Genomic DNA, 15,121 nt, shown 5'->3' with positions numbered 1-15,121 from the left:
GGCGGGAGTGGGACGCTGGTGGCATGTCCCTCGTGAGCCATGCCACCAGCGAACGGCGCGGCGAGAACCACTGGCTGCTCCGCTTCGAGCTGCACCTGCCGTACTCCTACGAGGTGCTCTGGCACGCCCTGACCACGCCCGACGGGCTGCGCGGCTGGCTGGCCGCGGCCGACGTCCTGGAGCGGCACCTCGGCGGGGCCGTCACCCTGCGCTGGCTGAACACCGGGTCGGTGGTGAGCGGCCACGTCTCGGCCTGGGACGTGGAGCGCGTCGCCGAGTACACCGTCGGCGGGCACGGACGGATCCGCTTCCACCTGGAGGCCGTCGGCACCGACTCGACGGTCATCCGGTTCGTGAACGAACGCGGCGGGTCCGACGAGGACCGCCTCGACTGCCTGGCCGGCTGGCACGAGCACTTCGAACTGCTGGAGGCCGCGCTGGCCGGACGCCCCACGGACTGGTCCGCCTGGACGGACACCCGCTGGGCGCGGCTGCGCGAGTCCTACGCGTCCTTCACCAGCGCCCGCAGGGCCTCCTGAGGGGCCCGGCGCCCCGGTGCCCGCGGGGGCCTCGGGGCGGTCACCACACCGGGCGCAGAGGCGGCAGCCCCTCCTCGCCGTGGAGCGCGCGCACCACGCGGGACAGTTCCCGGCGCAGCGCGCCGATGTCGGCGCTGCCGTCGAGCTCCGCCTCCAGCTCGTGCAGGACCCGCCCCCCGACGTGGAGGTGCCGGCGGGCCTCGGCGGTCAGGACGACCAGCTTGCGGCGGCCGCCCTCCGGGTGCGGCTCGCGGCGCACGTAACCGCGCCGCTCCAGGTCGTCGACGATCTGCCCGGCGGCCTGCTTGGTCACCCCGAGCCGCTCGGCGAGCTCGGTGGCGGTGGCGCCGTCGCCCTTGAGCGCCTGGAAGGCCATGCCGTGCACGGGCCGCAGGTCCGCGTACCCCACCTCGGCCAGGCGCCGGGTGAACTCACCCAGCACCAGCTGGAAGCCGAGGCCGAGCAGGAAGGTCAGCTCGACGCCCTCGCCGGGCCCGTTCCACGTCATGTCGTCTCTCACGGAAACATGGTGACACGCACGAGTAAAGGTGCTTTACTCATTGCGAGTAAAGCACCTTTACTCGATACGTCAGAGGAACTGGGGATCGTCATGCACGTCATCACCGCTTCGCCCGACCACGTCACCACCACCCCGAACGCCACCATGACCGCGTTCGCCGCCCCCAGCCGCGGCAGCTCCGAGCTGTCCACCTGGCACGTCGACATGCCCGCCGGCGCCACCGGTCCCGAGCACGCCGTCAGCCGCGAGCAGGTCTGGACCCTGACCGCCGGCTGCCTGGAGGTCACCTGCGACGGCCGCACCGAGAAGGTCACCACCGGCCAGACCCTGGTCCTGCCCGCGGACGTACCGCGCCGGATCCACGCCGCCGAGACCTTCCGGGCCCACGTCGCGATGCGCGCGGACGGCGAGGTGACGGTCACGGGCGAGTCAGAGCCCCGCACCCTCCCGTGGGCCCGCTGAAACGTCCGCGCCCCCGCCCGGGGGCGCGGACCGGGACTGCCTAGTCGGCGTCCTTGTCCTTGTCCCGGTCCTTGTCGCGGTCCTTGTTCTCCTGCTCCTCGCGCAGGGACTTCAGGAACTCCGGGTTGTCGTCGGGCGCCACCCACTGGCCGCGGCCCCGGGGACCGCGCCCGCCGCCGGAGGCCACCCGCTTCTTGCCCGCGAACAGCCACACCACCGGCCCCACGATGGAGAAGAGCAGGATGATGAGCACCCACATCGCCTTGGGCAGGTGCTTGACCTCCTCCTCCGGCGTGTTCAGGCAGTCGATGAAGGCGTAGATGGTCAGCGCGATGATCAGCAGGAACGGCAGATAGCGCAGCACGGTGTGGGACCGACTCCCGGGCAGTGACGGCGGGCCCGCAGGGGGCCCCGGTGACGCCCCCAGCGTAGTTGGTGACGGATACTGGCCCCTATGGCTTACGACGATCTCCGCTCGCTGCTCCGGGCTCTGGAGCGAGAGGGCGACCTCAAGCGCATCAAGGCCGAAGTCGACCCGTACCTGGAGGTCGGGGAGATCGTCGACAGAGTGAACAAGGCGGGCGGTCCCGCGCTGCTCTTCGAGAACGTCAAGGGCTCGGCGATGCCGCTGGCCATGAACGTCTTCGGCACCGACCGCCGCCTCCTGAAGGCCCTCGGCCTGAAGTCCTACGCAGAGATCAGCGAGAAGATCGGCGGCCTGCTCAAGCCCGAGCTGCCGCAGGGCTTCATCGGGGTCCGCGAGGCCTTCGGCAAGCTCGGCTCGATGGTCCACGTGCCCCCGAAGAAGGTGAAGGGCGACTCCGCGCCCGTCCACGAGGTCGTCCTCACCGGCGACGACGTCGACCTGGACCTGCTGCCGGCCCTCTTCACCTGGCCCAAGGACGGCGGCTCCTTCTTCAACCTCGGCCTGACCCACACCAAGCACCCCGAGACCGGCGTGCGCAACCTCGGCCTCTACCGGCTGCAGCGCCACGACAAGCGCACCATCGGCATGCACTGGCAGATCCACAAGGACAGCCGCAACCACTACGCCGTCGCCGCCGCCCGGGGTGAGCGGCTGCCGGTCGCGATCGCCTTCGGCTGCCCGCCCGCCGTCACCTACGCGTCCACCGCGCCGCTGCCGGGCGACATCGACGAGTACCTCTTCGCCGGCTTCGTCGCGGGCAAGCGGATCGAAATGGTCGACTGCAAGACGGTCCCGCTGCAGGTCCCCGCCCACGCCGAGGTCGTCGTCGAGGGCTGGCTGGAGCCCGGGGAAATGCTTCCCGAGGGCCCCTTCGGCGACCACACCGGTTTCTACACCCCGCAGGAGCCGTTCCCGGCCCTGAAGATCGACTGCATCACGATGCGCAAGCGCCCGCTGCTGCAGTCGATCGTGGTGGGCCGCCCCCCGACCGAGGACGGCCCGCTGGGCCGCGCGACGGAGCGGTTCTTCCTGCCCCTGCTGAAGATCATCGTCCCGGACATCGTGGACTACCACCTGCCCGAGTCCGGCGGCTTCCACAACTGCGCGATCGTCTCGATCGACAAGAAGTACCCCAAGCACGCGCAGAAGGTCATGCACGCCATCTGGGGCGCCCACATGATGTCGCTGACCAAGCTGATCATCGTGGTGGACAAGGACTGCGACGTCCACGACCTGCACGAGGTGTCCTGGCGGGCCCTCGGCAACACGGACTACTCCCGCGACCTCACGGTCGTCGAGGGCCCGGTGGACCACCTCGACCACGCCTCCTACCAGCAGTTCTGGGGCGGCAAGGCGGGCATCGACGCGACGAAGAAGCTGCCCGAGGAGGGCTACACCCGCGACGGCGGCTGGCCCGACATGGTGGAGTCCGACCCGGCGACGGCGGCCCTGGTGGACCGCCGCTGGAAGGAGTACGGCCTGTGAGCCCGATCGTGGTGGGCGGCCCCGCCCTGTTCCTCGGCGACGGCACGCCGTGCGTGGCCCTGGTGCGCCCGGAGCTCGACGTGAACGACCCCGGGCTGCGGTCGGCCGCCGAGCAGGCCGGCGTGACCCCGGAGGAGTTCGCCGGTCCGTCCGACGTCTGGCAGGTGATGGCGGACCGCCAGGACGGCGAGGGCCGCACCTTCGACCTGGCCGACCTGTCCGACGGGGACGTGGCGGTCTTCACCGAGGAACTGCTGGCCGCCCTGTCCGGCACCGGCACCGGTGGCGGCGCCGAACTGGAGCTGTCCGACGGCGCCCTGACCGTCACCGTCGAGTCCGCCGGTGACGACCGCGTCGCCCTGACCGCCCGGGTCGTTCCGCCGGCCGGCGGTGACGTACCGGCGGGGGAGAGCAGCCCGCTGGACCTCGAACTGGGCACCCTGCCCGCCGCGGAACTCCGCGACGAGATCGCCTCCTTCCGCCGGAGCCTCGCATGATGACCACCGCCGACGGAGTGGTCGGGCAGGGTCCCGCGCCGGAGGCCGCCAACAAGGTGAAGGCCTTCCTGCGGCTGGTGATGATCGAGCACTCGGTCTTCGCGCTGCCCTTCGCCTACATCGCGGCGCTGACCGCCATGTTCCAGCTCGACCGGACCGTGCACTGGGGCAAGCTGCTGCTGGTCACCGTCTGCATGGTGGGCCTGCGCACCTTCGCCATGGCCGCGAACCGGATCATCGACCGCGAGATCGACGCCCGCAATCCGCGGACCGCGGGGCGTGAACTGGTCACCGGCGCGGTGTCGGTCCGCTCGGCCTGGACCGGCGCCGCGATCGCACTCGTGGTCTTCCTCGGGTCGGCGGCCCTGCTGAACCCGCTGTGCCTGGCGCTGGCACCGGTCGCCGTCGTCCCGATGGTGGTCTACCCGTACGGCAAGCGGTTCACGAACTTCCCGCACGCCATCCTGGGGCTGGCCCAGGCGATGGGCCCGGTCGGGGCCTGGCTGGCGATCACCGGTGAATGGTCCTGGGACGCGGTGGTCCTCGGTCTGGCGGTCGGCGTGTGGATCGGCGGCTTCGACCTCATCTTCGCCTGCCAGGACGTCGCCGCCGACCGTGCGGAGGGGGTCAGGTCCGTCCCGGCCCGCTTCGGCGTCCCGGCCGCCCTCTGGGGGGCGCGCGGCGCGCACGTCGTGACCACGGCCCTGCTGGCCTGGTACGCGCTCGCCACGGACGCGGGCCCGCTGTTCTGGGTCGGCCTGGCGGTCGTCGCCGCCGCCTTCGTGTACGAGCACACGATCGTGACGCCGCACGACCTGTCCCGCCTGAACCGGGCCTTCTTCACCGTCAACGGCTTCATCGGCATCGCGCTCTTCGTGTGCGCCCTGGCCGACCTCGTGGCCCGCGGCCTGACCGTCTAGGGGGACACCCCCTGGCCGCACCCCCCGGCCGTGTCCGGGGTCCCCGCCGTCGTCAGCCGGTGAGGGCGGCCGGCCGGCGGGGCGCCGGGCGGCGGAAGTACAGGGCCGTCACGATGCCCGCCACCAGACCGCACAGGTGGCCCTGCCAGCTGACGCCCGAGTCCGTCGGGAGGATCCCGGAGACGATCGTGGTGCCCCAGACGGCGGCGACGCCCACGGCCACCGCGACGCCCAGCGCCCTGCGCTCGACGAAGCCCCGCACGAGCAGGTAGCCGAAGAGCCCGAAGACGACGCCGGAGGCACCCAGCGTCATGGTCCCGGACGGGGATATCAGCCAGGTGCCGAGGCCGTCGGCCAGCAGGATCAGGCCGCACACGGCCAGGAACCGGCGGATCCCGGACAGGGCGGCGATGAACCCGAGGACCAGCAGCGGGACGCTGTTGGACGCGACGTGGTCGAAGCCGAAGTGGAGGAAGGCCGCGGAGACGACGCCGGGGAGGCTGTCGGGGTCGCGGGCGACGATCCCGTACTGGTCGAGGGCGTGCCCGGTGGCGTGGTCGACGGCCTCCAGCACCCAGAGCAGGGCCACCCAGCCCAGCATCAGCTTGGCCGCGGCCTTGGCCCGCTCGGTCTGCGACCAGCCGGTATCCACCGTCGTGCTCATCTTCGCCCCCTTCGCGGCTCCCCTCACGGGAACGTCCGGTCACCTTACTGAGTGCCCGCCCGGCATGGCCGGATAGTCTCGGAGGTATGACAGAGCGCAATCGCACCCCGTGGGTGGTCGGGGTTTCCGGAGCGTCCGGGACGCCGTACGCGGCGGCGGTGCTCCGCGGCCTGCTCGCCGCGGGGGAGAGCGTCGACCTGGTCGTGAGCCGGGCATCGCGCCTCACCCTGCTGGACGAGACGGGGATCGCCTTCCGCGACGCGCACTGGCGCGACGACCTCGCGGAGTGGCTGGCACGCGGCGCCGACGGGAAACCGGGGACCTTCGAGGGCCTCGGGGAGGACGCGGACGTCCGGTACTGGGGTGCCGGGGACCTGGCCGCGGGCCCGAGCTCGGGCTCGTACCGGGTCAAGGGGATGCTGATCGTCCCCGCGTCCACGGCGTGCGTGGCGGGGGTGGCGCTCGGGCTGTCGAAGGACCTGCTCCAGCGCGTGGCGAGCGTGACGCTCAAGGAGCGGCGCCGGCTGGTGGTCGCGGTGCGGGAGACCCCGCTGAACGGGCAGACGCTGAAGCATCTGGTGGCGCTGGACGAGGCGGGCGCGGTCGTGCTGCCCGCCTCTCCGGCGTTCTACGCGGGGGCGACGCACATCCAGGATCTGGTGGACTTCGTCGCCGGGCGGGTGCTGGACGCGGCAGGGGTGCCGCACCGGCTGTACCGCCGCTGGGAGGGGGAGCTGGGAGGCTCCCGCTCCCCCCGGGAGGCGAACGGTGGCTAGGCCTTCTTGCGGCCCAGCGGCTTGCGGGCCTTGTCGACGCGGGCGGCCGCGGCGGGCTGGTGGGCACGGGATCGGTTGGCCAGCTCCTGGAGCTGTCGCATGTGTGCGTGCGCCATCTCGATCGTGATCACGGTGTTCCACTCCTGAAGATCGTCGTTGATCTGCTGAAAGAAATCGCAGGGTGTTGACCCTGTGTGCCTTAGATTCTATACCTAGACTTGCAGGATCGCCGAATAATGGAAGGCTCCACGTAATGGACACGGTGGACAGGCAGCTCATCCAGGCACTCCGGGAGAACGGTCGTGCCTCGTACGCGGAGCTGGGCCGTCTCGTGGGCCTCTCCGGCCCCAGCGTCACCGACCGCATCAACCGTCTGGAGACGGCCGGCGTCATCACCGGCTACCGCGCGACGGTCGACTCGGCCTCGCTCGGCCTCGGCGTCACCGCGCTGATCGGCATCTCCCTCTCCGACGCCGCCGACCACGAGGACGTGGCCCGCCGGCTGCGCGACCTCGCGGAGATCGAGGACTGCTGGTTCATCGCCGGCGACGACTCCTACATGCTCAAGGTGCGCGCCAGCGACGTGGACGGCCTGGAGAGGATCATCCGCAAGCTCTCCGGCACCAAGGGCGTCTCGCGCACCCGCACCACCATCGTGCTCTCCACGAAGTGGGAGAACCGGGTCGGGGAGCTGCCCGAGGAAGCCTGAGAGTACGGTTGGGGAGGGTTTGCAGCACAGGCAGACAGAGGCATCTAGAGGAGGCGACCGGTACATGGACGCTGGGCTCAAGCGTGAGCTGGAGGAGAAGGTCCGCTCCGGCGAGCGGCTGACCCGTGAGGACGGCATCGCCCTCTACGAGTCGGACGACCTGGCCTGGCTCGGTGGCCTCGCCCACGAGGTGCGCACGCGCAAGAACGGCGACGTCGTCCACTTCAACGTCAACCGCCACCTCAACATGACGAACGTGTGCACCGCGTCGTGCGCGTACTGCTCGTTCCAGCGCAAGCCGGGCGAGAAGGACGCGTACACGATGCGCATCGAGGAAGCCGTGCGCCTGGCCAAGGCCATGGAGAACGACAACCTCACCGAGCTGCACATCGTCAACGGGCTGCACCCGAACCTGCCGTGGCGCTACTACCCGCGCTCGCTCTCCGAGCTGAAGAAGGCGCTGCCGAACGTCTCGCTGAAGGCGTTCACGGCGACCGAGATCCACCACTTCGAGACGATCTCGGGGATGTCGGCCTCCGACATCCTCGACGAGCTGATCGAGGCCGGCCTGGAGTCGCTCACCGGCGGCGGCGCGGAGATCTTCGACTGGGAGGTCCGCCAGCACATCGTCGACCACCGCACCCACTGGGAGGACTGGTCGCGCATCCACCGCCTGGCGCACGAGAAGGGTCTCAAGACCCCCTCGACCATGCTCTACGGGCACATCGAGGAGCCGCGTCACCGCGTGGACCACGTGCTGCGGCTGCGTGAGCTCCAGGACGAGACCGGCGGCTTCCAGGTCTTCATCCCGCTGCGCTACCAGCACGACTTCGTGGACATGCAGGACGGCAAGGTGCGCAACAAGCTCCAGGCGCGCACGACGATGGCCACCGGCGCCGAGGCGCTGAAGACCTTCGCCGTCTCGCGACTGCTCTTCGACAACGTGCCGCACGTGAAGGTCTTCTGGGTGATGCACGGCGTGCAGACCGCCCAGCTCGCGCTCCAGCACGGCGCGGACGACATGGACGGCTCGGTCGTCGAGTACAAGATCACGCACGACGCGGACAACTACGGCACCCCGAACAAGCTGGGCCGTGAGGACCTGCTGGAGCTGATCCGGGAGGCCGGTTTCCGTCCGGTCGAGCGCAACACGCGCTACGAGATCATCCGCGAGTACCCCGGCCCGGACGCGGCCCTGCGCGAGACCCCGCAGGCGATGCGCGTCTGAGCGCGTCCGCCCCGCGCCACAGCCGCTCCCGGCGAGTTAACCCCGGCCCATGGGCCGGGGTTTAGCTTTTTCTGGACGAGCGGATGGGGTAATGGTTAAAATCGCAAAATGACCCTTACTTTCACCCTGGATCCGGTCGTCGGACCCTCCCTGCGTGATGGAATCATCGAGCTCTGGACGGACGTCTCCAACGCGGGCGGCGCCGTGGGCTTCGTACCGCCGGTCACCCACGACGACGTCCGCCCCGCGCTCGACAAGCACCTGGCCGCCGTCGCCGACGGGACCTGCCGACTGCTCGTCGGGCACGACGCCGACGGCGCCGTCGCCGCCACCTCCTTCCTCACCCACAACGCGCACCGCCTCCAACGGCACTGGCTGTGGGCCTACACGGTGATGGTCCATCCGCGCCACCAGGGCAAGGGCCTCGGCCGCGAACTCATGGCCGCGACCGAGGCCGCCGCCCGCTCGGTCGAGGGCATCGACGCGGTCCGCCTCACCTGTCGCGGCGGCCTCGGCCTGGAGCACTTCTACGCCTCCTGCGGCTACAAGGAGGTCGGCCGCGTCCCCGGCGCCGTCCGGGTGGCCCCCGGCGACGACCGCGACGACATCACGATGCTGCTGCCGCTGTACTGACGGCCGCCGTGCCGGTGGTGGGCGGGGCGCGGCGGTGGGGGGTGCACCGGGGCCGGGGGTGTGCCGCCTCCGCACCCCCGGCGGGCCGCGGCCGGGCCCCGGCGTGCTTCACTGGACGGGCACGTGCGCAGCACGGCGCACCGACCGCGACCGCCACGACGAGAGAGAAGGGGTCACCGTGTCCCTCAAGCCGAGCGCAACGATCCGATACACCGCGATGCGCCTGGGCATCTTCGTCGGCTGCCTCGCCGTCGTCGCCGTCCTCGTCCGCCTCGGCTGGGTGCCCTCCGGACTCGGCGATGCCAACGGCGCCTGGGTCGTGCTGCTCGCCCTCGTCCTCTCCGCCCCGCTCTCCTTCATCCTCCTGCGCAAGCAGCGCGACGAGATGTCCGCGCAGATCTCCGGCCGGGTCGCGGGCGCGAAGGACAGGCTCGCCGCCAACCGCAGCCGGGAGGACCAGGCGGACGACGCCGCGCGCGTCGGGTCGTAACGTCCGGGTACGCCCCGTACCCGTTGGATTCGTCACACACCGAACGGCACGCCGAGCCGCACGCCGAGCCGCACACCTCACCGCCCCAGCACCGGGTCGCCGCCCGCAGCGCTGGGGCTTCGGCGTTCTCCGGGCCCGCGCAAGAGGGTCCCGTGCGCCGCTGTCTCAAAGGGCCCCTTTGAGTTTCCCAAAGGAGGAGTGTTAGCGTGTTCAACATGTCGACCACAGCTGCGCACCCGATGACCACGAGCGTCCCGCTCGTGTCGCGCCTGCACGTCGACCTCTGCCGCCGCGCGTCCGCGGCCTGTTGCTGTTGAGCTGAATCGATACAGCAGCGGTCCCGGCCGGCCCTTCCTGGCTGCTGCCGCACCGCAACACCACGCAGAACCACCCCCTCACTTCGTGCGCCACCTCCGGAGAGTGTCCGTGTCCGCGACCCCGCAGGCCCCTGCCAAAACCTCGTTCAAGTTCCCGTTCTGGGCCCAGATCGTCACCGGTCTGGCCCTCGGCGTCCTCTTCGGGTGGATAGCCCGCAGCCAGGACGTCAGCTGGCTCGCCACCACCCTGGAGAAGACCGGCGACATCTTCGTCCAGCTCCTCAAGCTGGCCATCGCCCCGCTCGTCTTCTTCGCGATCCTGGTGTCGATCACCAACCTGCGGAAGGTGAACAACGCGGCGCGCCTCGCGTCCCGCACCCTCCTCTGGTTCATGATCACCTCGCTGATCGCGGTCGGCATCGGCATCGGCCTCGGCCTGCTGACCGACCCCGGCGCGGGCACCGGCCTGACCGCCGCCGACGGCAAGGACCCGAAGAAGACCGGCTCCTGGATCGACTTCCTGACCGGCATCGTGCCCACCGACATCGTCACGCCGTTCACCGAGCTGAAGGTCCTCCAGATCGTCTTCCTGGCCGTCGTCGCCGGCATCGCCGCCCTCCAGCTCGGCGCCAAGGCCAAGCCGGTCCTCGACCTCGCCGAATCCGCCCTGGAGCTCCTCCAGAAGGCCCTGTGGTGGGTCATCCGCCTCGCCCCGATCGGCACCGTCGGTCTCATCGGCACCGCGATCGCCACCTACGGCTGGGACCTCATCGGCAAGTACGCCACCTTCACCGCCGACATCTACATCGGCTGCGCCCTCGTGCTGTTCGGCGTCTACCCGCTGCTGCTCGCGACGGTCGCCAAGGTCAACCCCATCCAGTTCTTCAAGGGTGCCTGGCCCGCCATCCAGCTGGCCTTCGTCTCCCGCTCCTCCGTCGGCACCATGCCCGTCACCCAGAAGGTCACCGAACGCCTCGGCGTCCCGAAGGAGTACGCCTCCTTCGCCGTCCCGTTCGGCGCCACCACCAAGATGGACGGCTGCGCCGCGATCTACCCGGCCCTCGCCGCGATCTTCATCGCGCAGATCTTCGACGTGCAGCTGGGCATCAAGGAGTACCTGCTCATCGTCTTCGTCTCGGTCATCGGCTCCGCCGCCACGGCCGGCCTGACCGGCGCGACCGTCATGCTGACGCTGACCCTCTCCACCCTGGGCCTGCCCCTCGCGGGCGTCGGCCTGCTGATGGCGATCGACCCGATCCTCGACATGATGCGGACCGCCACGAACGTCGCGGGCCAGGCCCTGGTGCCGGTCATCGTCTCGGCCCGCGAGGGCATCCTGGACAAGGAGGCCTACGCGACGGCCTCCGGCTCCCCGCTGGACGAGCCCGCAGCCGCCCCGGCCGTCATCGACGCCACGCCGCAGCCGGCCCCCGCGACCGCCTGAGCCCCCCCGCACCCGCCGCAGCCCCCGCCCCCGTCCGGGCGGGGGCTGCGGCGTCCGGCACGGGAACCGGCCCGCGGGGCGGCGGGCCTCAGACCGTTCGGGTGCGGACGTAGGCGAGCGTTGCGATCAGGACGGGGGTCGCGAACCACCAGCGGCCCAGCGTGCGGCGGTAGAGAGGTGTGATCGTGATCAGCAGGCCGAGCAGGCACAGGACGACCGAGAAGCCGCCCAGGAAGCGGACGTCCTCGCGCACCTGGTCGTGCGGCGAGGCCGGGCGCATCGCCAGGGCGAGGTAGCACGCGTACACCGCGGGGACGTACAGCACCACGAGCGGGATGCCGAGCACCCCGCGCAGGCAGCCGCGGTCCTCGGGCAGGTCGACGTCCTCGCGGGGCAGCCTCAGCCGAGCGTCCCGATACGAACCCACGCGATCACCCCCAGAACGAGCGGCGGCGCGAACCACCACGGGCCCAGCGCCTTGCGGACGGGCGGGACGAGCGTGACCAGGACCCCGGTCAGGCTCAGGCAGAGGGACAGGAAGACGGCCGCCGCCGTCCCCTCGTAACCCTGGTGGTCCCATGCGGCCTGCGGGCCGCGGGCCACGGCGGCGTGGACGAGAACGGCGTTCAGGGCGTGCACGAGGGCGAGCGGCAGCCCGAACGTCCAGCGCACCCACCGACGGTCCCCGGCCGGGACGGTCGTCCCGTGGCCGTCTGTCATCGCATCGCGTCCTTCACCTTGCCGAGAGCGTCGCCGAAGTCATCGCCGTAGTCCTGGGCCTTGCCCGACTGCCAGTACGGGCCGCCGTTGTAGCGGGCGGCGATCTCCCGCATCTGGGCGTCGGTCAGCTCCGCGGCGGGCACGTCGCCGTACCCGGCCTCGGCCTTGATCACGGCCAGGAAGCCCGCGGCGATGAACGCATTCTGCTGCGGGTCCTGCAACGACTCCTCCACCAGGTCCCGCTGGGCGTCCGTCAGGTGCGCCGGATCGTAGCCCAGCACCTCGGCGCCCCGGCGCAGCTGGATCGCGATCGGGCCGAAGGAGGTCTCGTCGGGCGCCCCGCCCAGCCGCCAGGGGAGGTCCCGCGCCGCCACCGGGCTCAGCGGCCGCTCGGCCGCGCCGCGCAGGGTGTCGGTGAGGTCGTCGGTGAAGCCGTACTGGCCGCCGATCTCCTTCCAGGCGATGCCCGCGACGAGCTCCTCGGGCAGACCGGAGTGCCGTGCGGCGGCCCGGAGCACCTCCTTGTTGTGGGAGATCCAGCGCGCCCGCTCCTCGTCGTCGCCCGGCGGGTCCCAGTAACTGTCGTCCGCCGGCGGCAAGGAGGCGATCCGCATCCGGATGTCCCGCAGCGCGGGCGACATCGCGTCGCCGCCGGGCGGCGGGGCCGTCTCCCGCTTCGGCCCGCTGCCGGGCAGGTGCGTCAGCGGGGAGCCGGCGGCCTCCGCGGCCTCCCGCCGGATGTCCGCCATCGCCGCGTACAGGTCCGGTCGGGCGCCGCCGCCCGGCACCCTGAACTCGGGCAACAGCTCGTACGCCTGCTTCAGGGCGTGGACGCACGTGGCGCGGGCCTCCTCCTCGACCGTCTTCGCCAGGTGGAAGCTGCCGCCCGCCGCGTCGTGCAGCCGGTCCGCCTCCTCCCGGATGTCGTCGACGTCCAGGGCGGCCTCGGCCAGGAAGTCCAGGAAACCGGTCGTGGCGCGCATGTCCTCCCACCGCCGCATCGGCTCCGCGGCCCGCGCGGCTCCGGTGACCGCCGTGCCCTTGGTGGCGATGAGCGCGGCGAGCGCCCGCTCGGTGTGCCTGCCGTTGCGGTAGTGGGACCGGGCCGTGGTGACGGCGGCGGCATAGGCGTTCAGGGCGCTGGCGGCCTTGTCGTACCCCTCCGCCATCCGGTCCACCAGCAGCCGTGCCTCGGTGAGGCGCGCGGTGTACGTGTGGCTGCCTTCGCTCTCCCACTCGGTACGGGTCTCCGCGCGCCGGACCGGTTCGCCGACCTGTACGAGGAGGTCGCGCAGGCGGCGGAACTCGGCGGCGTTCCGCTCGATGAGGGGCGGACTGCACCCGTCGAGGAACGCGACGTCCTCGCGGTGGCTGAGCCCGCTGCTCACTTGCACTCCGGCGGAACGTACCGCCCGGAGGAGAGGAGCGCGGAGAGAAAGGACCGGGCGGTGTCGTCGTCCACGCGGGCGAAGGCGGTTCCGGTGGTCTTCAGACGGGTGGCCAAGGCGGCGAAGAGGGCGACGGTGTCCTTGTACTGGTCGTCGGCGAACGCCGCGAAGCGCAGCGCCTGTTCGGCCACCTCGGGGTGCGCGCGGGGGGTCCGGGTCATGGTGCTCGCGTCACCGTCGGGGCGGCCCTCGTGCAGGAGCGCGGCGATCTCGATCAGGAGGTTCGCGTTGCCGTTGATGGAGGGGGAACCGGCCACGAGGGTCCCGGCGGGTCCGCCGACGCCCGCGTCGGCCGCCGGGGCCGGCGTCGGGGCCTGCCTCGGTGTCGGAGTCGTTGCCGACCGGGCGGAGGCCTTGTGCTGCGCCCATTCCGCGTCGAACGACATCCATCCCCCGCATAGTCGGCGACCGTTCATCGGGAGACGCGCAACGGGAGCGCCCGGTTCCGTCAGACGTCGGACGCGTGTGCGACGAACCCGGCCCAGGTCGACCGGCCGAAGACCAGGTGGGTGCGCGCGGTGTCCTTGGAGTCGCGGACCAGGACGGCGCCGGGGGTGTTGGCCACCTCGACGCAGTCGTTGATGTTGCTGCTGTCGCTGTAGCTGCTCTTGAACCAGTCGAGCCCGCGGTTGTCGGTCATCTGCTCCTGCCTTCGGCGTCGTCAGGTGTGGGCCACGAATCCGGCCCACGCGTCCGGAGCGAAGCTCAGGTGGGTGCGCGCGGTGTCCTTGGAGTCGCGGACCAGGACGGCGCCGGGGGTGGCGGCCACCTCGACGCAGTCGTTGATGTCGCCGCTGTCGCTGTAGCTGCTCTTGAACCACTCCGGCTCGGACGCGTGGATCATGTCTCTCCCAGCACTTGCTCGATGAATGCGATGGACTCCCGTGGCGTGAGAGCCTGGGACCGGATCATGGCATGGCATTGCTCAAGGATCCGGACCTGCCTCGGGTCTGAGACGGGGCGGCCGTTGAACGCTCCTTCAGAACGCCCCACCGCGGATCCGTCCGAGAATTTCAGCAGTTGGATCAGCCCACCCATTCCGGCGTGCTCTTCGAGATGGGTCGGCATGACCTGGATCGTGACGTGCCGCAGCTCGGCGATCTCCAGCAGGCGTTCGAGCTGGCCACGCATCACCATTGTCCCCCCGATGCGGCGTCGCAGGGTCACCTCTTCCTGGACGAAGCACAGAGCGGGCGCTGGGCTCCGCTCGAAGATCGACCGTCGCGCCATGCGTGCGGCCAAACCGCGTTCGACCTCTTCCATCGTCTGCGGAGGCTGCCACATTTCGAACAGGGCACGCGCATAGTCGTCCGTCTGCAACAAGCCATGGATGTTGTGGTTGCCGTAGGCCGCCAGTTCGACCGCTCGACCTTCCAGCTTCACCAGGTCCCGAACCTTTTTCGGGTACCGAACCTGTTCCAGGTCGGCCTTCATGGCGGCGATCTTGCCGCCTGCGTTCAGTGCTTCATCCGCCTTGTCCAGATACTCGGGGCGGGGGATCCGCTTGCCCGCCTCCACTTTGCGGACCTGGTCCTCCCCGTACTGGATGGCCGCCCCGAAGTCGGCGGCCCGCATGCCGGCCGACACCCGCCACGCCTTGAGCTGGCGGCCCAACGCCGCCACCACCGCCGCGCCCTGTTCGTCCTCCGGGTCGACGTCCCAGCCGGACTCTTCCGAACCGTCACTGCTGTCCACGCTCATTGCGCTCCCGCCTCCGACGAACCGATGTCCTCAGCGCCCCGTACCCGCCAACTCGGTCCGGACAGTCGGGACGGCTCCGGACAAGCTCCGGACAGTCCCGGGACGTACGGGCGGTGCCGCTTCCCACGGTACGCACGGACG

Annotated in this window: 22 protein-coding genes; 11 read left to right on the top strand and 11 right to left on the bottom strand. The window is 70.9% G+C overall.

All coding sequences use genetic code 11. From position 1 onward, the window contains the following. Positions 1-23: 23 nt before the first annotated feature. Positions 24-539 (top strand): SRPBCC domain-containing protein, encoded by a 516-nt coding sequence (locus AC2RP6_RS18070; RefSeq protein WP_486447123.1) that lies wholly within the window; start codon positions 24-26, stop codon positions 537-539. A 40-nt stretch (positions 540-579) separates the two neighbouring features. On the opposite strand, the gene AC2RP6_RS18065 is transcribed toward AC2RP6_RS18070, so the two are convergent. Continuing rightward, positions 580-1,047, bottom strand: coding sequence for a MarR family winged helix-turn-helix transcriptional regulator (locus tag AC2RP6_RS18065; protein WP_486450368.1), 468 nt, complete (start codon positions 1,045-1,047; stop codon positions 580-582). A 102-nt stretch (positions 1,048-1,149) separates the two neighbouring features. Between AC2RP6_RS18065 and AC2RP6_RS18060 the strand changes: the two genes are divergently transcribed. After that, positions 1,150-1,521: a cupin domain-containing protein gene (locus tag AC2RP6_RS18060; protein WP_486447122.1), complete on the top strand. Its 372-nt coding sequence runs from the start codon at positions 1,150-1,152 to the stop codon at positions 1,519-1,521. A gap of 40 nt (positions 1,522-1,561) precedes the next feature. On the opposite strand, the gene AC2RP6_RS18055 is transcribed toward AC2RP6_RS18060, so the two are convergent. Then, the gene (locus AC2RP6_RS18055) at positions 1,562-1,885 is read right to left on the bottom strand and encodes a PLD nuclease N-terminal domain-containing protein (protein ID WP_486447121.1); all 324 of its coding nucleotides are present in this window, start codon (positions 1,883-1,885) and stop codon (positions 1,562-1,564) included. Between the two features lie 90 nt (positions 1,886-1,975). Here AC2RP6_RS18055 and AC2RP6_RS18050 point away from each other — a divergent pair, with 90 nt between their 5' ends. From AC2RP6_RS18050 to mqnP, 3 genes are read left to right on the top strand one after another with little or no spacing between them, the layout of a single operon-like run. After that, positions 1,976-3,433 carry a menaquinone biosynthesis decarboxylase gene (locus AC2RP6_RS18050; RefSeq protein WP_486447120.1) on the top strand — a complete coding sequence of 486 codons (1,458 nt, stop codon included), beginning with the start codon at positions 1,976-1,978 and terminating at the stop codon, positions 3,431-3,433. Then, the gene (locus tag AC2RP6_RS18045; protein WP_486447119.1) at positions 3,430-3,930 is read left to right on the top strand and encodes a hypothetical protein; all 501 of its coding nucleotides are present in this window, start codon (positions 3,430-3,432) and stop codon (positions 3,928-3,930) included. Before AC2RP6_RS18050 ends, AC2RP6_RS18045 begins: the two co-directional genes overlap by 4 nt. After that, positions 3,927-4,850: a menaquinone biosynthesis prenyltransferase MqnP gene (mqnP, locus tag AC2RP6_RS18040; RefSeq protein ID WP_486447118.1), complete on the top strand. Its 924-nt coding sequence runs from the start codon at positions 3,927-3,929 to the stop codon at positions 4,848-4,850. Before AC2RP6_RS18045 ends, mqnP begins: the two co-directional genes overlap by 4 nt. A gap of 52 nt (positions 4,851-4,902) precedes the next feature. Here mqnP and AC2RP6_RS18035 read toward each other — a convergent pair whose 3' ends face one another. Then, on the bottom strand, positions 4,903-5,514 hold the full coding sequence (locus AC2RP6_RS18035; protein WP_486447117.1) for a rhomboid family intramembrane serine protease: 612 nt from the start codon (positions 5,512-5,514) through the stop codon (positions 4,903-4,905). An 86-nt stretch (positions 5,515-5,600) separates the two neighbouring features. Between AC2RP6_RS18035 and AC2RP6_RS18030 the strand changes: the two genes are divergently transcribed. Next, positions 5,601-6,290 (top strand): UbiX family flavin prenyltransferase, encoded by a 690-nt coding sequence (locus AC2RP6_RS18030; protein WP_486447116.1) that lies wholly within the window; start codon positions 5,601-5,603, stop codon positions 6,288-6,290. Here AC2RP6_RS18030 and AC2RP6_RS18025 read toward each other — a convergent pair. Next, positions 6,287-6,421 carry a hypothetical protein gene (locus AC2RP6_RS18025; RefSeq protein ID WP_486450586.1) on the bottom strand — a complete coding sequence of 45 codons (135 nt, stop codon included), beginning with the start codon at positions 6,419-6,421 and terminating at the stop codon, positions 6,287-6,289. The two genes, AC2RP6_RS18030 and AC2RP6_RS18025, sit on opposite strands and share 4 nt — an antisense overlap. 122 nt (positions 6,422-6,543) lie before the next feature. Here AC2RP6_RS18025 and AC2RP6_RS18020 point away from each other — a divergent pair, with 122 nt between their 5' ends. From AC2RP6_RS18020 to AC2RP6_RS18000, 5 genes are all read left to right on the top strand, one after another. Next, positions 6,544-6,999: an Lrp/AsnC family transcriptional regulator gene (locus AC2RP6_RS18020; protein WP_361591278.1), complete on the top strand. Its 456-nt coding sequence runs from the start codon at positions 6,544-6,546 to the stop codon at positions 6,997-6,999. Between the two features lie 64 nt (positions 7,000-7,063). Continuing rightward, on the top strand, positions 7,064-8,227 hold the full coding sequence (gene mqnE / locus AC2RP6_RS18015; RefSeq protein ID WP_486447115.1) for an aminofutalosine synthase MqnE: 1,164 nt from the start codon (positions 7,064-7,066) through the stop codon (positions 8,225-8,227). A 108-nt stretch (positions 8,228-8,335) separates the two neighbouring features. Then, on the top strand, positions 8,336-8,860 hold the full coding sequence (locus tag AC2RP6_RS18010; protein WP_486447114.1) for a GNAT family N-acetyltransferase: 525 nt from the start codon (positions 8,336-8,338) through the stop codon (positions 8,858-8,860). Positions 8,861-9,077: 217 nt separating this feature from the next. Then, positions 9,078-9,350 (top strand): DUF4229 domain-containing protein, encoded by a 273-nt coding sequence (locus AC2RP6_RS18005; RefSeq protein WP_486450367.1) that lies wholly within the window; start codon positions 9,078-9,080, stop codon positions 9,348-9,350. Positions 9,351-9,770: 420 nt separating this feature from the next. Beyond that, on the top strand, positions 9,771-11,111 hold the full coding sequence (locus AC2RP6_RS18000) for a dicarboxylate/amino acid:cation symporter (RefSeq protein WP_486447113.1): 1,341 nt from the start codon (positions 9,771-9,773) through the stop codon (positions 11,109-11,111). Between the two features lie 88 nt (positions 11,112-11,199). Here AC2RP6_RS18000 and AC2RP6_RS17995 read toward each other — a convergent pair whose 3' ends face one another. The 7 genes from AC2RP6_RS17995 to AC2RP6_RS17965 all read right to left on the bottom strand — a co-directional run bounded on the left by AC2RP6_RS17995 (position 11,200) and on the right by AC2RP6_RS17965 (position 14,980). Continuing rightward, complete coding sequence (locus AC2RP6_RS17995; RefSeq protein ID WP_486447112.1) at positions 11,200-11,538, bottom strand: hypothetical protein; 339 nt, start codon at positions 11,536-11,538, stop codon at positions 11,200-11,202. Then, a complete protein-coding gene (locus AC2RP6_RS17990; protein ID WP_486447111.1) occupies positions 11,511-11,831 on the bottom strand; it encodes a hypothetical protein in 321 nt (106 codons plus the stop codon). The genes AC2RP6_RS17995 and AC2RP6_RS17990 overlap by 28 nt, the downstream gene beginning before the upstream one ends. Beyond that, entirely contained in the window at positions 11,828-13,219 is a 1,392-nt protein-coding gene (locus AC2RP6_RS17985; RefSeq protein WP_486447110.1) for a hypothetical protein, read from the bottom strand. The genes AC2RP6_RS17990 and AC2RP6_RS17985 overlap by 4 nt, the downstream gene beginning before the upstream one ends. Further along, entirely contained in the window at positions 13,216-13,665 is a 450-nt protein-coding gene (locus tag AC2RP6_RS17980) for a hypothetical protein (protein WP_486447109.1), read from the bottom strand. The genes AC2RP6_RS17985 and AC2RP6_RS17980 overlap by 4 nt, the downstream gene beginning before the upstream one ends. A 62-nt stretch (positions 13,666-13,727) precedes the next feature. Beyond that, complete coding sequence (locus tag AC2RP6_RS17975) at positions 13,728-13,919, bottom strand: DUF397 domain-containing protein (RefSeq protein ID WP_486447108.1); 192 nt, start codon at positions 13,917-13,919, stop codon at positions 13,728-13,730. A 21-nt stretch (positions 13,920-13,940) separates the two neighbouring features. Further along, positions 13,941-14,123 carry a DUF397 domain-containing protein gene (locus AC2RP6_RS17970; protein ID WP_486447107.1) on the bottom strand — a complete coding sequence of 61 codons (183 nt, stop codon included), beginning with the start codon at positions 14,121-14,123 and terminating at the stop codon, positions 13,941-13,943. Beyond that, entirely contained in the window at positions 14,120-14,980 is an 861-nt protein-coding gene (locus AC2RP6_RS17965; RefSeq protein WP_486447106.1) for a helix-turn-helix domain-containing protein, read from the bottom strand. Before AC2RP6_RS17965 ends, AC2RP6_RS17970 begins: the two co-directional genes overlap by 4 nt. Positions 14,981-15,121 lie beyond the last annotated feature (141 nt).

It is taken from the genome of Streptomyces sp. WAC03905 (assembly GCF_057371075.1).
Note: the sequence above shows the minus strand (reverse complement) of the source record. Positions and strands in the feature narration are given on the sequence as shown.